The sequence below is a fragment of the Paractinoplanes deccanensis genome, from assembly GCF_016862115.1.
In the GTDB taxonomy this organism is placed as follows: Bacteria; Actinomycetota; Actinomycetes; order Mycobacteriales; family Micromonosporaceae; genus Actinoplanes; species Actinoplanes deccanensis.
The window spans coordinates 1-20,563 of the sequence record NZ_BOMI01000190.1; the positions used below are offsets into that span (position 1 = coordinate 1).

At 72.0% G+C, this 20,563-nt stretch carries 19 protein-coding genes; 12 read left to right on the top strand and 7 right to left on the bottom strand.

Annotated elements, in window-relative coordinates:
* Positions 1-259: 259 nt before the first annotated feature.
* The 7 genes from Ade02nite_RS44990 (at position 260) to Ade02nite_RS45020 (ending at position 7,898) form a co-directional block, all read left to right on the top strand.
* Positions 260-1,054, top strand: coding sequence for an SDR family NAD(P)-dependent oxidoreductase (locus tag Ade02nite_RS44990; protein ID WP_203777552.1), 795 nt, complete (start codon positions 260-262; stop codon positions 1,052-1,054).
* Between the two features lie 260 nt (positions 1,055-1,314).
* Positions 1,315-1,764 (top strand): SRPBCC family protein, encoded by a 450-nt coding sequence (locus Ade02nite_RS44995; protein WP_203777554.1) that lies wholly within the window; start codon positions 1,315-1,317, stop codon positions 1,762-1,764.
* A 14-nt stretch (positions 1,765-1,778) separates the two neighbouring features.
* Positions 1,779-1,967 (top strand): hypothetical protein, encoded by a 189-nt coding sequence (locus Ade02nite_RS45000; protein ID WP_203777556.1) that lies wholly within the window; start codon positions 1,779-1,781, stop codon positions 1,965-1,967.
* 86 nt (positions 1,968-2,053) lie between these two features.
* Positions 2,054-3,913, top strand: a complete 1,860-nt coding sequence (locus Ade02nite_RS45005; protein WP_203777558.1) for a multicopper oxidase family protein — start codon at positions 2,054-2,056, stop codon at positions 3,911-3,913.
* Between the two features lie 8 nt (positions 3,914-3,921).
* The gene (locus Ade02nite_RS45010) at positions 3,922-5,109 is read left to right on the top strand and encodes an MFS transporter (RefSeq protein ID WP_203777560.1); all 1,188 of its coding nucleotides are present in this window, start codon (positions 3,922-3,924) and stop codon (positions 5,107-5,109) included.
* 34 nt (positions 5,110-5,143) lie between these two features.
* Positions 5,144-5,557: a Dabb family protein gene (locus tag Ade02nite_RS45015; protein WP_203777562.1), complete on the top strand. Its 414-nt coding sequence runs from the start codon at positions 5,144-5,146 to the stop codon at positions 5,555-5,557.
* Positions 5,558-5,630: 73 nt separating this feature from the next.
* The gene (locus Ade02nite_RS45020) at positions 5,631-7,898 is read left to right on the top strand and encodes a GMC family oxidoreductase (RefSeq protein ID WP_203777564.1); all 2,268 of its coding nucleotides are present in this window, start codon (positions 5,631-5,633) and stop codon (positions 7,896-7,898) included.
* On the opposite strand, the gene Ade02nite_RS45025 is transcribed toward Ade02nite_RS45020, so the two are convergent.
* The 7 genes from Ade02nite_RS45025 to Ade02nite_RS45055 are packed head-to-tail and all read right to left on the bottom strand — an operon-like array spanning position 7,882 to position 15,320.
* The gene (locus Ade02nite_RS45025) at positions 7,882-9,069 is read right to left on the bottom strand and encodes a hypothetical protein (protein ID WP_203777566.1); all 1,188 of its coding nucleotides are present in this window, start codon (positions 9,067-9,069) and stop codon (positions 7,882-7,884) included. The genes Ade02nite_RS45020 and Ade02nite_RS45025 overlap by 17 nt on opposite strands.
* A gap of 10 nt (positions 9,070-9,079) precedes the next feature.
* On the bottom strand, positions 9,080-10,090 hold the full coding sequence (locus Ade02nite_RS45030) for a hypothetical protein (protein ID WP_203777568.1): 1,011 nt from the start codon (positions 10,088-10,090) through the stop codon (positions 9,080-9,082).
* Positions 10,084-11,310 (bottom strand): glucarate dehydratase family protein, encoded by a 1,227-nt coding sequence (locus Ade02nite_RS45035; protein WP_203777569.1) that lies wholly within the window; start codon positions 11,308-11,310, stop codon positions 10,084-10,086. Before Ade02nite_RS45035 ends, Ade02nite_RS45030 begins: the two co-directional genes overlap by 7 nt.
* Positions 11,307-12,215, bottom strand: coding sequence for a 5-dehydro-4-deoxyglucarate dehydratase (locus tag Ade02nite_RS45040; protein ID WP_203777571.1), 909 nt, complete (start codon positions 12,213-12,215; stop codon positions 11,307-11,309). The genes Ade02nite_RS45035 and Ade02nite_RS45040 overlap by 4 nt, the downstream gene beginning before the upstream one ends.
* Before the next feature lie 59 nt (positions 12,216-12,274).
* Positions 12,275-13,531 (bottom strand): ABC transporter substrate-binding protein, encoded by a 1,257-nt coding sequence (locus Ade02nite_RS45045; protein WP_203777573.1) that lies wholly within the window; start codon positions 13,529-13,531, stop codon positions 12,275-12,277.
* Between the two features lie 23 nt (positions 13,532-13,554).
* Positions 13,555-14,379, bottom strand: coding sequence for a carbohydrate ABC transporter permease (locus Ade02nite_RS45050; protein ID WP_203777575.1), 825 nt, complete (start codon positions 14,377-14,379; stop codon positions 13,555-13,557).
* Complete coding sequence (locus tag Ade02nite_RS45055) at positions 14,379-15,320, bottom strand: carbohydrate ABC transporter permease (protein WP_203777577.1); 942 nt, start codon at positions 15,318-15,320, stop codon at positions 14,379-14,381. The genes Ade02nite_RS45050 and Ade02nite_RS45055 overlap by 1 nt, the downstream gene beginning before the upstream one ends.
* 122 nt (positions 15,321-15,442) lie before the next feature.
* On the opposite strand from Ade02nite_RS45055, the gene Ade02nite_RS45060 reads away from it, so the two are divergent.
* From Ade02nite_RS45060 to lepB, 5 genes are all read left to right on the top strand, one after another.
* On the top strand, positions 15,443-16,234 hold the full coding sequence (locus tag Ade02nite_RS45060) for an NAD-dependent epimerase/dehydratase family protein (RefSeq protein WP_239169522.1): 792 nt from the start codon (positions 15,443-15,445) through the stop codon (positions 16,232-16,234).
* Positions 16,228-17,592: an aldehyde dehydrogenase family protein gene (locus Ade02nite_RS45065; RefSeq protein WP_203777579.1), complete on the top strand. Its 1,365-nt coding sequence runs from the start codon at positions 16,228-16,230 to the stop codon at positions 17,590-17,592. The genes Ade02nite_RS45060 and Ade02nite_RS45065 overlap by 7 nt, the downstream gene beginning before the upstream one ends.
* Positions 17,589-18,362: an IclR family transcriptional regulator gene (locus Ade02nite_RS45070; protein WP_203777581.1), complete on the top strand. Its 774-nt coding sequence runs from the start codon at positions 17,589-17,591 to the stop codon at positions 18,360-18,362. The genes Ade02nite_RS45065 and Ade02nite_RS45070 overlap by 4 nt, the downstream gene beginning before the upstream one ends.
* A gap of 61 nt (positions 18,363-18,423) precedes the next feature.
* Positions 18,424-19,908, top strand: a complete 1,485-nt coding sequence (locus tag Ade02nite_RS50545) for a GGDEF domain-containing protein (protein ID WP_203777583.1) — start codon at positions 18,424-18,426, stop codon at positions 19,906-19,908.
* A gap of 111 nt (positions 19,909-20,019) precedes the next feature.
* Complete coding sequence (gene lepB / locus Ade02nite_RS45080; protein ID WP_239169531.1) at positions 20,020-20,505, top strand: signal peptidase I; 486 nt, start codon at positions 20,020-20,022, stop codon at positions 20,503-20,505.
* The last annotated feature ends 58 nt before the right edge of the window (positions 20,506-20,563 follow it).

The following is a 20,563-nucleotide window of genomic DNA, read 5'->3' on the forward strand; positions in this document are numbered from 1 at the left end:
GGGCCGGCAGGTGCGCGCGGACACCGAGAACATGCGGCGGGCGCTCGACGCCTCGCTCGTCTCCTGGCTCGGCCTGATCCGCGAGGCCGCCGAGCGCCCCACCGGCTGAGCATGTGTGCCTGATCATATGTGACGGAGCGTTCTCTCTCATGGATTGACAAGAGAGAACGCTCCGTCTCATTCTGAGTGAGAACGTTCCGTCTCAAACTCGAGCGAGGCGGAGCAGGGGCACTCGCCCCGCTCAGAGCAAGGGATGATCATGCAGATCGACTTCACCGGCCGGACCGCCCTGGTCACCGGCTCCACGATGGGCATCGGCCTCGCCACCGCCGAGGCATTCGCCCGGGCCGGGGCCCGCACCGTTCTCAACGGCCGTGACGAGCAGCGCCTGAAGGCGGCGGCCGAGGCAATCCGCGAGCGCGTCCCCGCCGCGGACCTCGTCACCGTCGCCGCCGACGTCACCACCCCCGAGGGCGCCCGAACCCTCCTGGAGGCCGTCCCCGCCGTCGACGTCCTCGTCAACAACACCGGCATCTTCGCCTCCACGCCCGTCCTGGAGATCGACGACAGCGAATGGCGCCGCTTCTTCGACGTCAACGTCCTCAGCGGTGTGCGCCTGGCCCGCCAGTACATGCCCGGCATGATGGCTCGCGGCTTCGGGCGCGTCGTCTTCGTCTCCAGCGAGACCGCCGTCGACACCCCGCTCGACATGGTCCATTACGGCGTCACCAAGACGGCCCTGCTCGCCGTCGCGGCCGGCCTCGCCAAGGCCGCCGCCGGCACCGGCGTCACCGTGAACTCCGTGCTGCCCGGGCCCACCCACACCGAGGGCATCGAGGAGTACATCACCGCTCTGATTCCCGATGCCGCCACCTTCGATCAGGCCCAGCGCCAGTTCATCGCCGAGTACCGCCCCACCTCCCTGCTTCAGCGCCTGATCCGCCCGTCCGAGGTGGCGGACCTGATCGTCTTCACCAGCTCCGCCCAGGCCTCCGCGACCACCGGCGCGGCCCTCAAGGTCGAAGGCGGCACGCTCCGGTCCCTCGTTCCCTGACACCTCCGTCTCCTGGCAAGACCTGACACCTCCGTCTCCTGGCAAGACCTGACACCTTCGTCTCCTGGCAAGAAGAGCCGTCTGTGCCCGCCCTGCGAAGGGCCGGCACAGGCGGCTTCCGCCTTTCCGGTGCCGGGAGCTGACCAGCGATGAGCAGTTCTGAACAGTCGATGACCAGGCGAATGACCGGCTGCCGCCAGCAAAGTTCAAGTCGCACCGGTGATCGCCGGTGGGACCGGCCACCGCCTGGAGGAACCGACATGACCATCACTGACATCGACACCGGCGCCGCCGTCGTCGTTCGGCACGAGATCCGCATCGACGCCCCGATCGACCGGGTGTGGGCGCTGCACACGGACGTGAACCGCTGGACCAGCTGGCAGAGCGACATCGACACCGCGTACGCCGACGGACCGCTGCGGCCCGGCTCCACCTTCCACTGGACGACGGCGGGCCTGTCCGTCATCTCCACGGTCTACGACGTCGACGCCCCGCATCGCATCCTCTGGGGCGGCCCGGCCCACGGCATCACCGGCATCCACGAGTGGACCTTCACCGCCGACGGCGACGCGACCATCGTCGGCACCGCCGAGTCGTGGGACGGCAACCCGGTCCGCGCCGACACCGAGAACCTGCGCCAGGCCCTCGACGCCTCGATCCGGTCCTGGCTCGAGCAGCTGCGCAACACCGCCGAGAACCCCACCGCCTGAACAGGAGCATCAGCATGTCCACCCTCACCACCACCCCGGCCGACCTGGCACCGCACAAGAGCAGGAAGCGCAGGACGCGCCGCCGGATCGCCAAGGGCCTGGCCTACGTCTCGCTCGCCGTCACGGCGGTCCTCGTTCTCTCCGAGCCGTGGCTGCTGCTGCCGGTGCTCACCTTCGTCATCGCCCTGAGCCTCTGGGACTGACCCGCAGACGGGTGGGACGGCCGGCTTCCCCCGGCCGGCCGTTCCACCGCCCACCCGAACTCGTCTCGACATCGTGAGGAGAAACCGTGGCTGAGCCGCTGTTCATCACCGACCTGCTGCTCGCGGCCCTCGCCGCGGCCGGCGCCATCCCGCTCGGCCTGCGGGCCGCCCGCGGCCGCTCGCTGCGGTGGCCTCTGATCATCACCGTTGCGCTGGTCGCCGCCCGCGTCGTCGTGGCCGCCCTTCTCGCCGCCGAGAACTGGCACCTGGTCACCGACCGCGTCGCCGTGGGGCTGCCGGTGGCCGTGATACCCCTCGCGGTGACCGTCGCCTCGGCGAACCGCCCCGTCGCGAACCGCATCGCCGCCCAGATCGCCGCCGTGGGCGTCTTCCTCTCCACCTATCTCGCCTGGGTGCCGCAGGATCCGGCCGCCCGCGCCGTGGTGATCGCCACGGTCCTGACCGTCCTCGCCACCACCGGCGTGGCCGCCTCCGCCCTGCTGCGCCGCCGGAGCGCCGGATCGCCGGCCGCCCGCCTGCCGTGGCTCACCGGCCTGACCACGCTGGCGCTGGCCGCCGCGATCACGGCCCTGTACGTCCAGAACCAGGCGCCGGCGAGCGCCACCGGCCACGACCACCACGGCATCGACATCGCCACCCTCACCGGGCCCCGGCAGGGCACCCCGGACGTCAGGTTCACCCTGGTCGCCGCCCACGGCACCGTCACGCTGAGCTCGGGCGCGCGGATCGACGGGCTCACCTTCAACGGCACCTCCCCCGGCCCCACGCTGCGCGCCGAGCGGGGACAGCTGGTCGAAGTCACTCTGATCAACACCGACGTGACCGAGGGCGTCACCGTCCACTGGCACGGCGTCGACGTGCCCAACGCCGAGGACGGCGTGCCCGGCCTCACCCAGGACGCGGTGCCGCCCGGCGGCCGGCACGTCTACCGCTTCGTGCCCGACCGCGCCGGCACCTTCTGGTACCACACCCACCGCGACTCCGCCGACGCCGTCGCCCGTGGACTGTTCGGCGCCCTGCTGATCGAGGCTCCGCCCGGGGCCGAGACCCACGACGCCACCCTCTTCACGCACCAATGGCCCGCGGGCGACGACCTCGTCAGCGCGCTCGGCACGGCCGACACCGCGTCGGCCGAGCACGTCGATCCCCGTACGCCGGTCCGGCTGCGCCTGATCAACAGCTCACCGGACCCGCAGCGGATCCGGATCACCGGCACGGAACACCGCGTCACCGCCATCGACGGCAACGCGATCCACGAGCCCGGCGCCCTGCCCGCCGGCGGGATCCTGTTGCTGGCCGCGGGAGGCCGCTACGACGTCGGCTTCCCGATGCCCGCCACACCGGTGACCGTCAGCATGCACACCGACGGGGCGTCCACGACCCCTGCGCTGACCTTGACCCCGGAAGCCGGCGGCGCCGCTGTCACGGCGCCGGCCACCGCCGACGGGCCGCTGTTCGACCCGGCCCACTACGGAACCCCGGACGCCACCCCGGCTCCGGCGGCGAACCGCACCTACGACTTCGTCCTGGACAACGGCTTCGGATTCGCCAACGGCGCCTTCACCTGGGCCAACACGGTCAACGGCGCCTCCGCCCCGGCCATCCCGGCCGTCATGGCCGACCTGGGCGACACCGTACGGATGCGCATCACGAACCGCGGCATCATCGACCATCCGATGCACCTGCACGGCCACCGTGTCCGCGTGCTGTCCCGCAACGACACGGCGGTCGACGGCAGTCCCTGGTGGACCGACACCCTCAACGTCGCGCCCGGCGAGACCTACGAGATCGCCTTCACCGCCGACAACCCCGGCATCTGGATGGACCACTGCCACAACTTCGAGCACGCCGCCGACGGCATGCTCTGGCACCTCGCCTACACCGGCGTCGCCGGTCCCGCACACCCGACGCACGGCTCGGAGTGACACGAACCATGACTACCGCCATCTCGACACGGGCGTCGCGGCCGGCCGCCGCCGCACGCGCCACCATCCTCGCCGCGGCGAGCCTGACCATCATGGGTGCCGCGATCATCGCCCCCAGCCTGCCCGCGATGACCGCCGCGTACGCCGGCACCCCGGGGGCCGAGGTCCTGGTCCGCCTGACCCTCACCGTCACGTCCCTGGCGATCGCCGTGACCGCTCCGGTGGCCGGCCTGCTCGCCGACCGCGTCGGGCGCCGCCCGCTGCTGCTCACCTCGCTGGCGCTGTACGCCCTGGCCGGCACCGCCGGCTTCCTGATCACCGACCTGGGTGTCCTCATCGCCAGCCGGGCCCTGCTCGGCGCCGCGGTGGGCGGCGTCATGACAGCGGTCAGCACCGTCATCGCCGACTGGTTCGACGGGCCGGGCAGGGCGCGGTTCCTCGGCTTGCAGCAAGCGTCCGCCAGCCTCGGCGGGGTCGTGTTCCTGCCGCTGGCCGGCGTCCTGGCCGGAATCTCGTGGCGCTCGCCCTTCCTGCTCTACGCCGTGGCCGCGCTGATCCTGCCGGCCGCCGCCCTCTTCCTGCGAGAGTCCGCGCGGCGCACCGGCACGGCGAACGTCACCCCCACCGCGACGGCACCGGCAGCCGGCGCACGCCGGGAGATCATCGGGGTGTACGCCCTGGCGGCGGCCGTCACGGTCATCTTCTACATGGCGCCCACCCAGCTGCCGTTCCGGCTCACCGGCTTCCACACCGGCACCGCGATGACCGGCGTGGTGATCGCCGGCAGCACCCTCACCGGCATCGCCGGCGCCCTGGCCTTTCCCCGGCTGCGGCGGCGCCTGCACCCGGCGACGATCACCGCCCTGAGCATCGCGCTGCTCGGCGCCGGCTGGGCGGTCGCCGGAACCGCGACCGTGCTCGCTCAGCTCGCCGCCGGCGTGCTCATCGGCGGCCTCGGGGTCGGCCTGGTGGTGCCCAACCTGAACACCCGGCTCGCCGAGATCGCCTCCGCCGCCCGGCGTGGACGGATCCTCGGTGGCCTGGTCACCGCGATCTTCCTCGGCCAGTTCCTGTCGCCGCTGCTGATGCAGCCGATCGTCGACGCGCTCGGCATCGCGGCGACCTTCACCTACTCCGGCGCGGTCCTGCTCGCCGGTGCCGCAACGGCCCTCGGCGCCCGGTACCTCCGGCGCTGAGAACCCACCCACCCATCACAGAGGGAGAAGAAAGATGATCTACCACGGCAACCGTTTCAAGATCAAGGAAGGCGTCACGCCGGAGCAGCTCGAGGTCGCGCTGGAGAGCCTGCGCAACCAGGGCCGGGTGATCCCGTCGGTGAAGTCGTTCGTCGTCGGCCCGGACTTCGGCGGCGAGTTCGAGTGGGGCGCCGTCTTCGTCATCGAGGACCTGGACGGCTACTGGGAGTACCTCACCCACCCGGCCCACAGCAACACCGACCGGGTGGGCCTGCCCCTGGTGGAGAAGTTCGACTCGTACGACATCACCGACGACCCGGACCCCGAGATCGGCGCCAAGATCGCGGCCCTGCACAAGAAGCGGTACGAGAACGACGCCGAGCTCACCAAGCTCGTCGCCGACCTGCCCGAGTACTCCGGCAGCAGCGCCCCGCAGCGGGGCAACTGAGAACCCCGTCCGGGCCCGGTGCGTGACGCATCGGGCCCGGACCCGCTCATCGATCACCAGGAGGGACGCAGACATGACCTTGCCGGAGACAGCCGAGTACCTCGACCGCGACCACTACGAGGCGCTGGTGATCGGGAGCGGGTTCGGCGGCGCCGTCGCCGCGTGCCGGCTCGCCCAGGCCGGCGTCGACGTGGCGATCATCGAACGGGGCCGGCGCTGGCGGCCCGGCGACTTCCCCCGCGACCTGTCCCGCCTCGACGACGGCTGGCTGTGGATGTGCGGGCACGGCCTCTACGACGCGCTGCCGCTCAACGACATCCTCGCCGTCCGCGCGGCCGGCTACGGCGGAGGATCGCTGGTCTACGCGAACGTCGCCATGCGCGCGCCGGCCGAGGTCTTCGACGATCGCTGGCCGGCGCCGTACACCCGGCAGATGCTCGACCCGTACTACGACCTCGCCTCGTACATGTTGAACGTGCGGCCGGTGCCCGCCGACCCTCGCACCGGCGAGCTGCCCCCGAAGACGCGCCTGATGGCACGGGCCGCCGACGACCTCGGCCACGCCGACGGCTTCTTCCACCCCAACCTCGCGGTCACCTTCGACGACCACGGCCCGCACCAGACGAACCGGTTCGGCGTCCCGCAGCGGGGCTGCACGTTCTGCGGCGAGTGCGACATCGGCTGCAACGTCGGCGCCAAGAACACTTTGGACCTGACCTATCTCGCGGTCGCCGAGAAGCACGGTGCCACGGTGGGAGTGCGTACCGAGGCGGTGTACCTGGCTCGCACGGACGAGGGCTATCGCGTCCGGCTCCGCGAGCACGGGCACCCGGACGGAGCCGTCGAACGCGACGTCACCGCGCGGCATGTCTTCCTCTGCGCGGGCGCGCTCGGCAGCACCGAACTGCTCCTGCGCAGCCGAGACCAGTACGGCACCCTGCCCGGCCTGCCGGAGGCGCTCGGCAGCCGCTACTCCGGGAACGGGGACTTCCTCAGCTTCGGTGACGGCCTCACCGAGCCGTTCGAGCCGCACAGCGGGCCGACCATCACCACGGCCTCGCTGATCCGCAGCACCGGCACCGATCGGGAGCACTGGTTCGTCCTGGAGGACGGCGGGTTCTCCCAGCACCTCATGCGGCTGGTGCGCACTCTGCACCTGTCCCGCCTTCCCGCCCACGTCGCGCAGCTCGTCGGCGACGGGACCCGCCAGGTGCTGGCCGCCACCCGGGGCGTGGCGGCCAGGCTGGACGAGGCGCCGGGCGACGCCGCCGTGCTCCTCGCCATGGGCCGCGACCGTGCCGACGGCCGCATCTCGCTGACCCGCACGGGAAAGCGGCTGCGCGTCTCCTGGGACGTGACCCGCAACGACCCGCTCTACGCCGAGCAGCAGAGCATCTCCGGCGCGGTGGTCCGCGCGTTCGGCGGGCGGCCGTTCACCACACCGACCTGGCGGCTGTTCCGGCAGCCGGTCACCGTGCACAACCTCGGCGGCGCCCCGATGGGCGCGGGTCCGGACACCGGCGTCGTCGACGCGGACGGCCAGGTCTTCGGGCACCCCGGCCTGTACGTGCTGGACGGCGGCGCGCTGCCCGGCGCCACCGGCGGCAACCCCTCCCTGACCATCGCCGCGGTGGCCGAGAGGTGCATCGAGGTCGCCGTCCGCCGGATCACCGGCGATCCGGGCTGGACCGCCCCGGAACGAGCCCGGGCGGTGCGCGCCGTCGTGCCCGAGGACCGAGCGGTCCGGGCGGTGATCGCGCGTGGCCCTCGCCCCCGGCCGGCCGGCGGACTGCGCTTCGACGAGACCATGCGCGGTCACCTGAGGCTGCCGGCCGGCATCCGCCCGATAGTGCTGCGGCTCACCGTCGGCATCCCGGACCTGCGCGCCCTGCTCGACGATCCGGTGCACACGGCCGAGGTCAGCGGAACGGTGGAGATCGCCGGCCGGACGGCGTCGCCGGCCGCCGTCCGCGATGGGGTCCTGCATCTGCTGGCGCCCGCCGGCGGCAGCACCGAACGGTCGATGATCTACCTGCTGCCGTTCACCGACGACGACGGCCGCGACTGGCTGCTGCGCGGCGTCAAGAGCATCGGCCGCCGCCACGGGCTGCACCCCTGGCGCGCCACCACCCGGTTGCGCCTGTCGATGACCCGGCCCGAGGACCGGTACGAGGCGAAACCGATCGGCCACGCCACGCTCGAGGTCTGTGACGTGGCACGAATGCTCGGCACCGTGCGCCCCACCGGCACCCGGAAGGTCGCCACAGCCCTGCGATTCGGCGGGTTCTTCGCGAAGGAGGTGGCGTCCGCCTACCTGCCGACCCTCATGCGGCTGCCCTGAAGGCCGCACGCAGGACCGAGAGGGTCTCGTCGAGCCATCGCCGGGGCACGAAATGACCGAACGTGTCGTTGGCGAAATACGACACCCCGTCGATCGAGGCGGCCTCCGCCACCAGCACCTCGCGCTGGTAGCGGTAGGTCCGCCGATCGTCGAGGTGGGTGCGGTACCAGTACCAGGGGTCGACGAAGTCGAGCCCGAAGATCACCCGGGGGCCGTTGAGCGCCGCCTTGCTGCGCACGTTCGGCACGATCTGCGTCCGCTCGACGAGCACGGCGAAGGTCGAGACGAGAACGGCGTCGAGGGTGGCGTACGCCTCGTCGGTCATGCCCCAGGCCGACCGTTCGACGTCGACCGGCCAATAGGTGTCCATCCAATAGACGAGCGCCTCGCCGAGCTCGGCCCGCATCCGCGCGAAGAACCGATCGATGCCCGCGACCCGGGCCGGGGTGAGCGGCGGCGCGTTCGACGGCCGCCAGAAGCCCACCAGGCCGAACTGATTGCCCAGCAGCACGCCGTCGAGGCCGAAGTCGCGGACGAAGGCACCGGTCTGAGCCGCCACGAAATCGCCGGCCGGCAGGCCCTCGGGAACACCGCCGGGATAGGCGGCATATCGGTGCGGATCCGCGGCGAGCGGCAGCGTCACGTCGATGACGCCCGGCACGATGTGCCCGCCGGCGTCCGCTGTCGCGGCGGCCACCTCCGGATGCCGTTCCGTCTTCCATTCACTGCGGCAGAACTCGGGCCCGGGCTCCAGATACTCCAGCAGCCGGACGGAAAGGCCGCGCCGGGCGGCCGAGGAACGGATGGCGGCATAGATTCCCGCCAGCAGGCGGTAGTCCATCTGCTGTTCGGAGAGGACGAACATCGGGCCCGCCGAGTACGGGTTGTCCGACCGCTCCCCACCCTCACGCACCCGCGACAGCCAGTCGAGATTGTGCCGCCGGGTGACGCCGTCGCCGGCGGCGTAGCAGTTGTAGCGGGCCCAGTCGAAAACGACCGAGCGATCGCCCGAGTAGTTCAGGATGTGGTCGCCGTTGCCGGCGCAGAACGCGATGGTGACCGGCCGTCCGGCCAGCCATTGCGCGTGGTGGTCGAAGAACGCCTCCACGCCCGGTTCCGGGTCGGCGAGATCGTCGAAGATCTTCGGCGTGAGCCACAGCAGGACTTCCAAGGCGTTCCCCTCAGGCAAGAAAGGCGGCGAGCCGCGCGTCCGACGCGAGCCCGAAGTGCGAGACGTGCAGGTCGCCGGCGTCGCGAAAGGGCGGCCCCGCGCCGAGAATCGTGACGTAGGCGGCGAGAGAGGACTCGGGTCCCGCCGCCGCCCGGGCCGCCGCGAGCGCCTCCGCTCCGTTCTCCCAGGCCGGGATCACGTACGAGCCCGGCCTGTCGATCACGGCTGCCGCCGGGCCGGTCGCCCACGGGTCCGCGCTCGCGTGAAACGTGGCCGGCTCGGGCATCGCCGCCCGCAACGCGGCGATCGCGGACGCGCGCACCCTTCGCACGTCCTCGGTGAACGGCCCGAGAGCCGACGCCGGATCGGCGTGCCCGGCCCCGACGGCGCCGCGGACTCTGGACGCCAGCGCCTCGGGATAGCCGGCCCGGCAGGCATCGCAGAAACAGATCGAGAGCAGAGCCGCATCCGTCGGGGACCAGTCGGCGCCCGCCGTCTTCTCGTGCGTGCTCTGATGCCCGATGCCGAGCGGCCCGCACGCCTCGACGATCAGCTCGTCATGGGCGGCGACCTCGGCGGCCAGCCGGGCGCAGTAATCCCGCACCGAGGGTTGTGAAGGGCAGAGCGCATAGCGATAGCGGTCGCCGAAGGCGTTGCGGACGACCAGATCGGGGTGCCGGCCGCCGAGGGCCGAATTGTGCGTGAGCACCACCCACGCCCGTACCCGAATGCCATGAGAGACAAGGAGATCACGGGCCTGCAGATAGGCGTCCGGCGCGGCCCACTCCCCCGGCGCGAGGGGCCGCAACGCCGCGTCCCGCCACGCCGATTGCCGCACCGGCAGATAGAGCGCGGCATGCGACGCGTCGACGACCCGATGTCGCGGATGCCGGGGCGTCGCCGCCCGCACCGAATGGTAGGCCGCGGCCAGGGCGACATCGGTGACACCGAACGCGAGAAGGCGGTGCACAGCGGCCGGATCGCCGAGCACGTCCCACGGATACAGATACCAGGTCACCATCGCGGCAGCCGGGGATCGAAATCGGGCTGGACCGTCCGCAGATATCCGGTGTCGTCACGCACCTGCCGCCCGGAGCCGACGTATTGCCGGTGCAGCCGATCGAGCGCGTCGTGGTCGAGCGTCACGCCGAGTCCCGGCCCTCGGGGCACCGGGACGCTCCCGTTCTCGAATCGCAGAACCCCCGGCACGACCACGTCGTCGGCGGCGTTCCACGGATAGTGCGTGTCACAGGCGTACGTCAGATTCGGCGTGGCGGCCGCGAGGTGGGTCATCGCCGCGAGGCTGATGCCGAGATGCGAATTGGAATGCATGGAAAGGCCGAGCCCGAGGGCCTCGCACACCGCACCGAGCTGCCGGGTCCGCGCCAGGCCGCCCCAATAGTGATGGTCGCAGAGAACGATCTGAACGGCTCCCGCCGAGACCGCGGGCGCGATCGTGTCGAACGAGACCACGCACATGTTGGTCGCCAACGGCATGCCGGCCTCGCGCGCCACCTCGGCCATGCCCTCGACGCCGGCCACCGGGTCCTCCAGGTATTCGAGGATCCCGTCGAGCGAGGCCGCCACCTTGGCCGACGTCGGCGCGGTCCACGCCGTGTTCGGATCGATCCGCAGCGGGTGAGCGGGAAACGCGTCGCGCAGCGCGCGGATCGCCGCGATCTCGTCGTCCGGCGGGAAGACGCCGCCCTTGAGCTTGATCGAGGCGAAGCCGTAGCGGTCGATGAGCTGCCGCGCCTGCGCGACGATCCCGGCCGGGTCGAGCGCGGCGCCCCACTCGTCCGGGTCCTGGCCGGGATGCCCGGCCCACTTGTAGAACAGATAGGCGCTGTACGGCACGGCGTCGCGCACCGCGCCGCCGAGGAGCTCACTGACCGGCTGCCCGGCCAGCTTGCCCTGCACGTCGAGGCAGGCCACCTCGATGGCCGAGAACGTGCTGCGCCGGTCGATCGGGCGGATCCGCTCGCCCAGCGCCCGGTCCACGGCCTGCTCGATGCGGCTCGTCGCATAGACGCTCAGCCCGCGGATCGCCGCACGGACCGCGCGCAGCCGGTCCAGCGACGGCCGGTCGCCCGGGCACTCGCCCAGGCCGATCAGCCCGTCCTCCTCGGTGTGCAGCTGAAGGACGCAGCGCAGGGCGAGCGGCTCGTGCACGCCCCATGAGTTCAGCAGCGGCGGGTCGGCGAAGGCGATCGGCGTGATCTCGAGGTCGCGGATCCTCATGACCGCTCCGCGAGGCGCAGGCCGGTCTCGATCAGGGCGGCCAGCCGGTCCACGTGTTCCGGCGCGGCGTCGGTCAACGGCGGCCGCACACCACCGGCGTCGAGCCCGCGCAGCCGCAACCCGGCCTTGATGAGCGAGACCGCGTGCCCCGGCGCGCGGTCGCGCAGCTCGACCAGGGGGTGGTAGAAGCCGTCGAGCAGCGCACCCACGGTGGCCGTGTCACCGGTGATGATGGCCCGGTGGAAGGCGAGGGCGATCTCCGGCGCGAAGGCGAACACCGCTGAGGAGTACAGCGGCACCCCGATCCCCCGGTAGGCGGGCACGGTGACCTCGGCCGTGGGCAGGCCGTTGAAGAACTGGAAGTCGTCGCCGGCCACCCGCCGCACGGCCCGCACGGTGCGGTGCATGAGCTCGACGTTGCCCACGCCGTCCTTGAGCCCGACCAGGTGCGGCAGCCGCGCCAGCTCGGCCGCCGTCGAGGGAGTCGGCACCGCGTTGCCCCGCTGGTAGTAGACGGTCGGCAGCCCGGCCGCCTCGGTCACCGCCCGGGCATAGTCGAGGATGCCCTTCTGCGACCCGTTCACCAGGTAGGGCGGGAACAGCAGGACGCCGTCGGCGCCGGCGCCGCGCAGCCGGGCGACGTGGTCGAGCGCGACCGGCAGCGGCCCGCCGGCCGCGGCGAGGACGGGCACGCGCCCGGCGGCGGCGGTGGCCGCGACCCGGGCGCACCGCTCGATCTCGGCCGGCGACAGGGCGTGGAACTCGCCGGTGCCGCAGCCCACGAAGACGCCGCCGGCGCCGGCCGTGATGCCCCGGTCGACGTGCTTGGCCAGGGTGGCCTCGTCCAGCTCGCCGTCCGGGCCGAACGGGGTGACGGGGAAGAACAGAACCCCTTCGAACAACATGAACGTCCTCTCGGTGTCAGGGGGCCGGCCGGCGGGCGTGGCCCCGCCGGCCGGTGGTGTCACTTCTCGGCGGCGAAGGCCTCATCGAGTCGCTTGAGGACGGCCGGGACGTCGATGTCGCCGTTGAACAGCTCCTGGATGGCGATCAGGTGCTCGGACTGGACCTTCGGGCCGGGCCAGCGCTGGTCCGGGTAGACGGTCGACTTGCCGCCGGTCTGCGCGTCGAGGACGGGCTGCTGGAGGGCGTCGGCCTTGAACAGGGTGGTCGGCAGGGCGGGCGCGGCGGCGGCCTTGGTCGCGTACACCTCCTGGCCCTGCTCGCCGGCGACGAAGTCGAGGAACTTCTTCGCCAGCTCGGGGTTCTTGGCCTTGGCGTTGACGGCGTAGGCGATGCCGACCGAGACCGGGACGAAGGTGTCGGCCTCCTTGTCGGTGGCCGGGAACGGCGTCATCGAGAAGGTGGTGTCCGCGGTGGCGTACTTCTTGGCGTTGGCGACGGCGGAGAGCACGTGCACGGCGCCGAGCGCCTTGCCCTGGCCGAGCATTTGCATCTGCTCGTCGTACCCGACGCCGTTGGGGCTCGGGTTGAAGCACTGCGCGTCCTTCATCTGCGCGTACTTGTCCATCGCGTCCTTCCAGGCCGACCCGGCGAACGTGGTCCTGCCGGCGAGCTGGTCGGCGGTGAACTCCGGGTTCGGGCCGTAGACCAGGGTGGACGTCAGGGCGTACGGGATGAGCTGGGTGACCCAGGCCGATTTGAGGCCCAGGGCGAAGGCGTACGTGTCCTTGCCGCGCGCGGCCTTGCAGAAGTCGAGCACCTGCGGGAAGGTCGCCGGCCTGGTCAGCCCGCTCTTGGACACGGCCTGGTCGTTCCAGACGGCGCCGATCGCGCCGATGGTGACCGGCAGCGCGACGAGCTTGCCGTCGGCGTCGGAGCTGACCGTCTTCTCGGCGTCGTTGACCTTGGCCGCCCACGGCTCGCCGGAGAGGTCGGCCAGCAGCCCGTCCTTGCTCAGGTCGAGCACGGAGGTGGAGTTGCCGGCGCCGGGCCAGATGCGGAAGACGTCCGGCGCGGTGCCGGAGGAGAGCTGGGTGCGCAGTTGCTGCTGGTACGAGGCGTCGTCCTCGGTGAAGGTGGTCTTGACCTCGATGCCGGGGTTGGCCGCCTTGAAGGCGTCGATGACCGCCTGGGCGGGCGCCGAGCCGGCCGCCGCGAGGGTCAGCACGCTGTCGTCGCCGCCGGCGTCCCCGCCGCCGGTCGAGCAGCCCGCGAGGGTGAGCAACAGGGCCGTCGTGGCCACGGTGAAGCGTTTCATTCATGCCTCCGAATAAGGGGGATTCAGCCCTTCAGGCCGCCGGCGAAACCCTTGATGATGTATTTCTGCAGGGCGAAATAGACGACCAGAATGGGGATCACGCTGATCACCAGGCCGGCGAAGATGAGTGGCCAGAGCGAGACGAACTGGCTCACGAATCCGTAGATGGCCACCGGCGCGGTGGTGTTGTCGCTGCCGCCCAGATAGAGCAGCGGCAGGAAGAACTCGTTCCAGATGCCGACCGCGTTGAGGATGACCACGGTTCCGGTGACCGGGCGCAACAGCGGGAAGACGACGGTGAGGAAGGAGCGCAGCGGGCCCGCCCCGTCGAGCAGGGCCGCCTCCTCGTAGTCGAGCGGCAGCTCACGCAGGAACATCGTGTAGAGGAAGACCGAGAAAGGTAGTTGCTGACCGACGTTGATCAGGATCACCGACCAGAGCGTCCCCAGCAGCCCCAGGTCCCGCATGGTGGCGTAGAGCGGGAGCATGGCGAGCTGCCCGGGAATGAGCAGGCCGCCGATGATGCCGTAGAAGGTCCACCGCGACCAGGAGCGGGTCACCCGCGCCAGGGGGTACGCGGCGAGGGCCGCGATCGCCACGATCAGCGCGACGCTGACCAGGGTGATCAGGAAACTGTTGCCGAGCGCCGGGCCGAGATGGGCCTCGCGCCAGGCGGTCGTGTAGTTGTCGAGGGTGGGCGGCCAGGCGAACGACAGCGCGCTGGTCTGGCTGTCCTGCGGCTTGAGCGAGACATTGATCAGACCCACCAGCGGTACGAGGAACAGCAGCGCGACGACGATCAGCGCGCCCTCGCGGGCGAACGTCCACCAGGTGTATCGCGTGTGCATCAGGAGTTCGTCCTCAGCGTGAGGCGGTACTGGACGGCGGCACAGACCGCGATGACGACGGTCATGACGACCGCGAGCGCGATGGAGAACGGGAAGTCGCCCAGATTGAAGGCGCTCTTGTAGATGGTCGTGGAGATGGTCTCGGTGGCCGTTCCGGGCCCGCCGCCGGTCATCGCGATGACCTGGTCGAACTGCTTGAGGCCGCCGATCAGGCAGAGCATCACGTTGATCACGACCGCGCCGTTGAGCAGCGGGAGGACCACGCGGCGGAAGCGCTGCCACGGGCCGGCGCCGTCGATGGTGGCCGCCTCGAGGACCTCGGCCGGTATCGACTGGAGCCCGGCCAGGTAGATCACCATCGAGTAGCCGGAGAACTGCCAGACGATCTCCACGGCGATCGCGTAGAGCGCTGTCGACGGGTCGCCGAGCCAGTCGCGGGCCAGGAAGCCGAGGCCGGCGCCGTTGAGCAAGCCGTTCACCGCGCCGTTGGGCGAGAGCAGGAAGCTCCACACGTAGCCGGCGACCAGCGGGGTGAGCACGACCGGCGCGAAGTAGATGACGCGCAGCACGTACCGGCTCTTGACCATGCTGTTGACACCCAGCGCGAGCAGCAGGCCGACCACGTTCTGGGCGACGACGACCACGGCGGCCAGCACGACCGTGTTGACCAGCGCGGCCCGCGCGCCCCGGTCGGTGAAGACCGCGGTGAAGTTGTCCAGGCCGACCAGCGACCAGCCCTCGCCGAGCCCGTTCCAGTCGGTGAACGAGTAGAACGCGCCGTTGAGGCTGGGCACCACGACGATGAACAGGTACATCCCGACCGCCGGGACGACGAACCACCACGGCGCCCGCACTCCGACGCGCCTGCGCTTGCCGGATCCGCCCTCGCCCGCCGGAGTGGCGGCCGGCGCCCGGCTCAACTCTGTTGCGACCACTGGCATACCCCTTCACACCCTTGGCGCTCGTTCACATATGTGAAAGCTTCCGTGTGGGTGAACATGGCGGTACGCTATGGATCACTCACGGCAGATGTCAAGACCGTTACGGCGCTAAGGAGATCTTGTTGCCTTCCCTGCTCATCACCGGTGCTTCCGGCCGAATAGGCAGCTTGATCCGGCCGTTGCTGGCCCGGCCGGGCCGCGAGATCCGCCTGCTCGACGTCGCCGCGCCGCCCGGCCCGGCCCATCCGGGCGAGGTGATCCTGACCGGCTCGGTGACCGACGCCGCGCTGGTCGAGAAGGCGTGCGCCGGCGTCGACCTGGTGGTGCATCTGGGTGGGTACGCGAGCGAGCGCCCCTGGGAGCAGATGCTCGACGTCAACATCGGCGGCACCCGCACGGTGCTGGAGCAGGCCAGGTCCCAGGGCGTACGGCGGGTGCTGCTGGCCGGCAGCACGCACGTCGTGGGCATGACACCGATCGCCGAGGCCGGCGGCGACGCGATGCCGGCGCCCCGCCCCGACACGTACTACGGCGTGAGCAAGGCGGCGGCCGAGGCGCTCGGCAGCCTCTACGCCGACGCGTACGGGATGACGATCGTGACCGCGCGGATCGGCACGGTCGACGCCACCCCCATCCACGAGCGCGCCCTGTCGACGTGGCTCTCCCCCGCCGACGCGGCCCGGCTCGTCGAGGCCGTGCTGGCGCTGAGCACCCCCGGGCACCACATCGTCTGGGGCGTCTCGCGCAACACGCGCGGATGGTTCTCCCTCGTCCCCGGCGAGGCGATCGGCTTCTTCCCCGAGGACGATGCCGAGCGGTACGCCGGCGCGTTGCCGGCGACCCCGCTCGCGCCGGATGCCCGGGTCGGCGGCGTCTGGGGCGGGACCGACTGGAAGGTAGGCGGAACATGGTGACCCCCGATGTCGAGGCGGCCGCACACACCCTCGCCGGCATGCCGGCCGCCGACCGGGCGGCCGTGATGCACCGCGTCGCCGACGCGCTCGACTCGGCGGCCGGCGAGCTGGTGCCGCTGGCCGCCGGCGAGACCCGGCTGCCCGCCGAGCGGCTCACCGGCGAGCTGGCCCGCACCACGTTCCAGCTGCGCCTGTACGCCGACGAGATCGCGTCCGGGCGGCCGCTGCGGCAGCGGCACGACGCGGCCGCGCCCGCGCCGCTCCCCCGCCCGGACCTGTTTCGCACGGCGGTGCCGATCGGCCCGGTCGTGGTCTTCGCCGCGAGCAACTTCCCCTTCGCGTTCTCGGTGCTGGGCACGGACACGGCCGCCGCGCTGGCCGCCGGCTGCCCCGTCGTCGTCAAGGCGCATCCCGGCCATCCGCGGCTCTCCGACCGGGTGCGCGAGATCGCCGCCCCACTGCTGCCGCCGGGCGCCCTGACCCTCGTGCACGGCGAGGAGGAGGGCCGCGAGGTGCTGCTCGACCCGAGGATCAAGGCCGCCGCCTTCACCGGATCACTGGCCGGCGGGCGGGCGCTGTTCGATCTCGCCGCCTCCCGGCCGGAGCCGATCCCGTTCTACGGCGAGCTGGGCAGCGTGAACCCGGTCTTCGTGACCCGGTCGGCGGCCGAGCGGCGCGGGCCGGAGATCTGGGCCGGCTTCGCCGAGTCGTACACCCTGGGCCTGGGGCAGTTCTGCACCAAGCCGGGCGTGCTGATCCTGCCGGGCTCGGCGCTCGACGCGGCCGCCACCGCCGTCGCCGGGGCACTGAGCGGCCACCCCGGAGGCGACCTGCTCACGTCGAAGATCGCGGACGGCTTCCGGGCCGGCCGTCCCGGGCCCTCGGCGCGTGTCGTCTTCGAGGGGCCACCGGGCGAGGGCCGTTTCGCCGCGCCGGCGCTGTACGCCACCACGGCCGGCGCGCTGCGCGACGACCCGGAAGGCTTGCTGGAAGAGCGTTTCGGGCCGAGCGCGCTGCTGGTGGCGTACGACGACGAGGGGGAGCTGCCCGCCCTGGCCCGGCTGATCCCCGGCCAGCTCACCGCGACCGTGCACGGCGAAGAGGACGACGAGGTCGCCCCGGCGCTGGTGCGCGGCCTGGCCGGCCTGGCCGGCCGGGTGATCTGGAACGGCTGGCCGACCGGGGTGGCGGTCACCGGCGCGATGCACCACGGCGGCCCGTACCCGGCGACCACCGCGCCGCTGCACACGTCGGTCGGCACGGCGGCGATCGAACGCTTCCTGCGCCCGGTGACGTTCCAGAACATGCCGGCCGCGATCCTGACTACGCTGCCGTCCTCGAAGGAGGTCGATCGATGACCGAGGAAGAGCCGAAGCTGGTCAAATCGGCGCAGCGCACCATACTGATCATGGAGATGCTCGGCGCCGCCCGCGGCCCGATGACCGTCACCGAGCTGCACCGGCGCACCGGTTTCCCGCGCTCCAGCCTGCACCAGCTGCTGCACACGCTGATCGCGATGCGGTGGATCGAGACCACCGCGGACGGCTCGGCGGTCGGCGTCGGCCCGCACGCCCTGCTGTGCGGCACGGCGTACCTGGACCGCGACCCGGCGCTGCCGTTCGCCACCCGCGCGCTGGAGCTGATCGGCGACAAGCTCGGCTACACGGTGCACTACGCGCGCCTCGACGGCCCGAACGTCATCTACCTGGCCACCCGCGAGACGATCGAGCCGCGCCGGGCCACCTCCCGGGTGGGCCGGCAGCTCCCGGCCCACGCCACCGCCCTCGGCAAGGCCCTGCTGGCCGAGCTCACCCCGCGCGAGGTCGGCGAGTTGCTGCCGGACCACCTGGCCGGCCTCACCGAGCACACCATCGTCGACCACGAGGCCCTGCGGCACGACCTGGAGGCCACCCGCGCCCGCGGCTACGCCCTGGAGCGCGAGCAGAACACGCTGGGCCTGGGCTGCGTCTCGGTGGCCGTGCCGTACCGCATCCCCGCGACCGACGCGATCAGCTGCTCGATCCCGATCGCGGCCGTGACCGACGAGGAGATCGCGCGCGTCTCCGAGGTGATGCTCGACCAGGCCGCCGCCCTGGCCGCCCGCCTGCGCGCGGAGGGCATCCGCTGACGTCGGCGCGGCCCGCACCCGATTTCTCACCTACTCCGGCCGCCTGCCGATTGCTGGGACTGTGGAATCGCGGCGCAGGCTGACCCCCGACCCCGTGCTGGCCGGGATGGCCGCCTTCAGCCTCGCCCTCGTGTGGTGGTTCCTCGCCGGCCCAGGCGGGGCGACCGTCTCGTGGGCGGTGCAGACGGGCCTCGACGTGGCCATCGCCGTCTTCGCGTGGCGGCTCACGCGGCAGGACGCTGCCCGGCGGCAGGGCCGCCGCTTCTGGCCGGCCGTCCTCGTCACCGGTGTGTGCTGCGCGATCGGCGACGCGTTCCAGACGGTCCTGGTGGTTCTGGACCCCCGGTTCGGGCACCAGCCGCATCCCGTCCAGACCGGCTTCGTGGTGCTGGGCATGGTGATCGCGGTGGTCGCGATGCTGTTCCACCCCCTGGGCGGCGCGGGCCGCCAGCGCCTCCGGCTGTATCTCGACGCGGCGACGGTGCTCGCCGGCGTCGCCGTCTTCCTGTGGTATTTCGTGCTGGCCGGGGTCGTCATCGACGGCAACCTCGCCGAGGTGGCCGGCGCCGGCGCCACGTCGGCGGTCATGCTGCTCATCACGTTCAGCGTGCTCAAACTGCTGCTCGGCGGAACCGCTCCGTTCGCTTGGCTGCCCGGGGTCGTCGCCAGCACCGGCGTGGCCGGCACCGCGCTGGCCGCCTCGACGGTCACCCTCCTGACCGGCACCCACGACGCCGGCGTCATCTACGTGTCGCAGCTGCTGCCCTGCCTGCTTCTCCCCGTCGCCCTGCGCCTGCAGACCCTGCACACGCGCCGCGCCGCCGCGCGGCCCGCCGAGCGCGTCCGGCGCCGCTCGAGCCGCCTGCCCTACGTGGCCGTCGTCGCCGTGCATCTGCTGCTGATCGGCGCGCTCGTCGGCCACGGCGGCGACCTGCGCATCAGCGGCGTCGCGGTGGGCGCTATCGCGATCACCGCCCTGGTGCTGTCGCGGCAGTCGGCGGCGTTCACCGACAACGAGCGGCTCCTCGCCGAGCTCGATCGCCGGATGGCCGAGGTCCGCGAGCTGCACGACGAGCTGCGCCACCAGGCCACCCACGACGCGCTGACCGGCCTGGCCAACCGCAGCCTGCTCGAGCAGCGGCTCGCCGAGCGGCAGTCCGGTGACCGGGTCAGCGTGCTGCTCGTCGACCTCGACGGCTTCAAACCGATAAACGACTCGTACGGCCACCACGCCGGCGACCAGGTATTGGTGGCGGTGGCCGAGCGGCTGGCCGCCTGGACTCCGGGGAACGGCCTGGCCGTACGTCTCGGCGGCGACGAGTTCGCCGTCCTGCTGCCCGGCCCGGCCACCGCCGGCGGCCTGGTCGCCGCTCTGCAAGCGCCGATCATGCTCCCCGGCCACGCCGACGTCACCGTCGGAGCGAGCGTCGGCGTGGCCACCGGCCCCGCGTCCGATGCGCCCCGCCTGCTGCGCCAGGCCGACGCCGCCATGTACCGGGACAAAGCCCGGCGCAAGACGGCCGGCACCCCGGGCCTCCCTGTGTGAACCGACGCGCGCGCCCGGCGACGTCCGGACAGCCCGGATCCCGGAGGCGGTGCGCACGCCCGCCGCGGGCCTCCGCTCGCCGCTCCACAATGCGATCATCCGTGCGTGCGAATGATCTCCATGGCGGCCGTGCTGGCCGTGGCCCTGGTGGCCGCCGCGTCGTGCGGCTTCGAGGACCGGAACGACTTTCGAATGCGCTCGCCGACGATGGAGCCGACCATCGAGGAGGGCGACATCGTCACGGCCACCATGGTCGAGCCCGGCGAATACCAGCCACACGCGAGTGACGTGGTGGTCTTCCACGCGCCCAGCGACTGGGGCTCGTCACCGGGCGACCCGCCCCGGATCTACCGGGTGATCGCGGTGCCCGGCGACACCGTCAGCTGCTGTGACAGGGCGGGCCGGGTGCTGCACAACGGCACCGCTCTGCGCGAGCCGTACCTCGCCCCGGACGGCGAGCCACCCGTCGCCTTCGAGCCGCTCACCGTGCCGGCCGGGCACATCTTCGTGCTCGGCGACAATCGGGAGCTGGCCAACGACTCCGCGCACAACGGCCCGCTGCCGCTGTCCACCGTGATCGGCGTGGTCGAGGACTGACGGTCGTCGCACTACGTGTCTCGCCATGGACACGCAGCAACGCCGCTGGTACTAGTGG

Coding starts and splice junctions, on each gene's coding strand:
- lepB (WP_239169531.1), top strand. CDS start 20,020: ATGATCTCCATGGCGGCCGTGCTGGCCGTGGCCCTGGTGGCCGCCGCG.
- Ade02nite_RS45065 (WP_203777579.1), top strand. CDS start 16,228: ATGGTGACCCCCGATGTCGAGGCGGCCGCACACACCCTCGCCGGCATG.
- Ade02nite_RS45045 (WP_203777573.1), bottom strand. CDS start 13,531: ATGAAACGCTTCACCGTGGCCACGACGGCCCTGTTGCTCACCCTCGCG.
- Ade02nite_RS44990 (WP_203777552.1), top strand. CDS start 260: ATGCAGATCGACTTCACCGGCCGGACCGCCCTGGTCACCGGCTCCACG.
- Ade02nite_RS45030 (WP_203777568.1), bottom strand. CDS start 10,090: ATGGTGACCTGGTATCTGTATCCGTGGGACGTGCTCGGCGATCCGGCC.
- Ade02nite_RS44995 (WP_203777554.1), top strand. CDS start 1,315: ATGACCATCACTGACATCGACACCGGCGCCGCCGTCGTCGTTCGGCAC.
- Ade02nite_RS45055 (WP_203777577.1), bottom strand. CDS start 15,320: ATGCCAGTGGTCGCAACAGAGTTGAGCCGGGCGCCGGCCGCCACTCCG.
- Ade02nite_RS45040 (WP_203777571.1), bottom strand. CDS start 12,215: ATGTTGTTCGAAGGGGTTCTGTTCTTCCCCGTCACCCCGTTCGGCCCG.
- Ade02nite_RS45000 (WP_203777556.1), top strand. CDS start 1,779: ATGTCCACCCTCACCACCACCCCGGCCGACCTGGCACCGCACAAGAGC.
- Ade02nite_RS45020 (WP_203777564.1), top strand. CDS start 5,631: ATGACCTTGCCGGAGACAGCCGAGTACCTCGACCGCGACCACTACGAG.
- Ade02nite_RS45050 (WP_203777575.1), bottom strand. CDS start 14,379: ATGCACACGCGATACACCTGGTGGACGTTCGCCCGCGAGGGCGCGCTG.
- Ade02nite_RS45010 (WP_203777560.1), top strand. CDS start 3,922: ATGACTACCGCCATCTCGACACGGGCGTCGCGGCCGGCCGCCGCCGCA.
- Ade02nite_RS45035 (WP_203777569.1), bottom strand. CDS start 11,310: ATGAGGATCCGCGACCTCGAGATCACGCCGATCGCCTTCGCCGACCCG.
- Ade02nite_RS45015 (WP_203777562.1), top strand. CDS start 5,144: ATGATCTACCACGGCAACCGTTTCAAGATCAAGGAAGGCGTCACGCCG.
- Ade02nite_RS45070 (WP_203777581.1), top strand. CDS start 17,589: ATGACCGAGGAAGAGCCGAAGCTGGTCAAATCGGCGCAGCGCACCATA.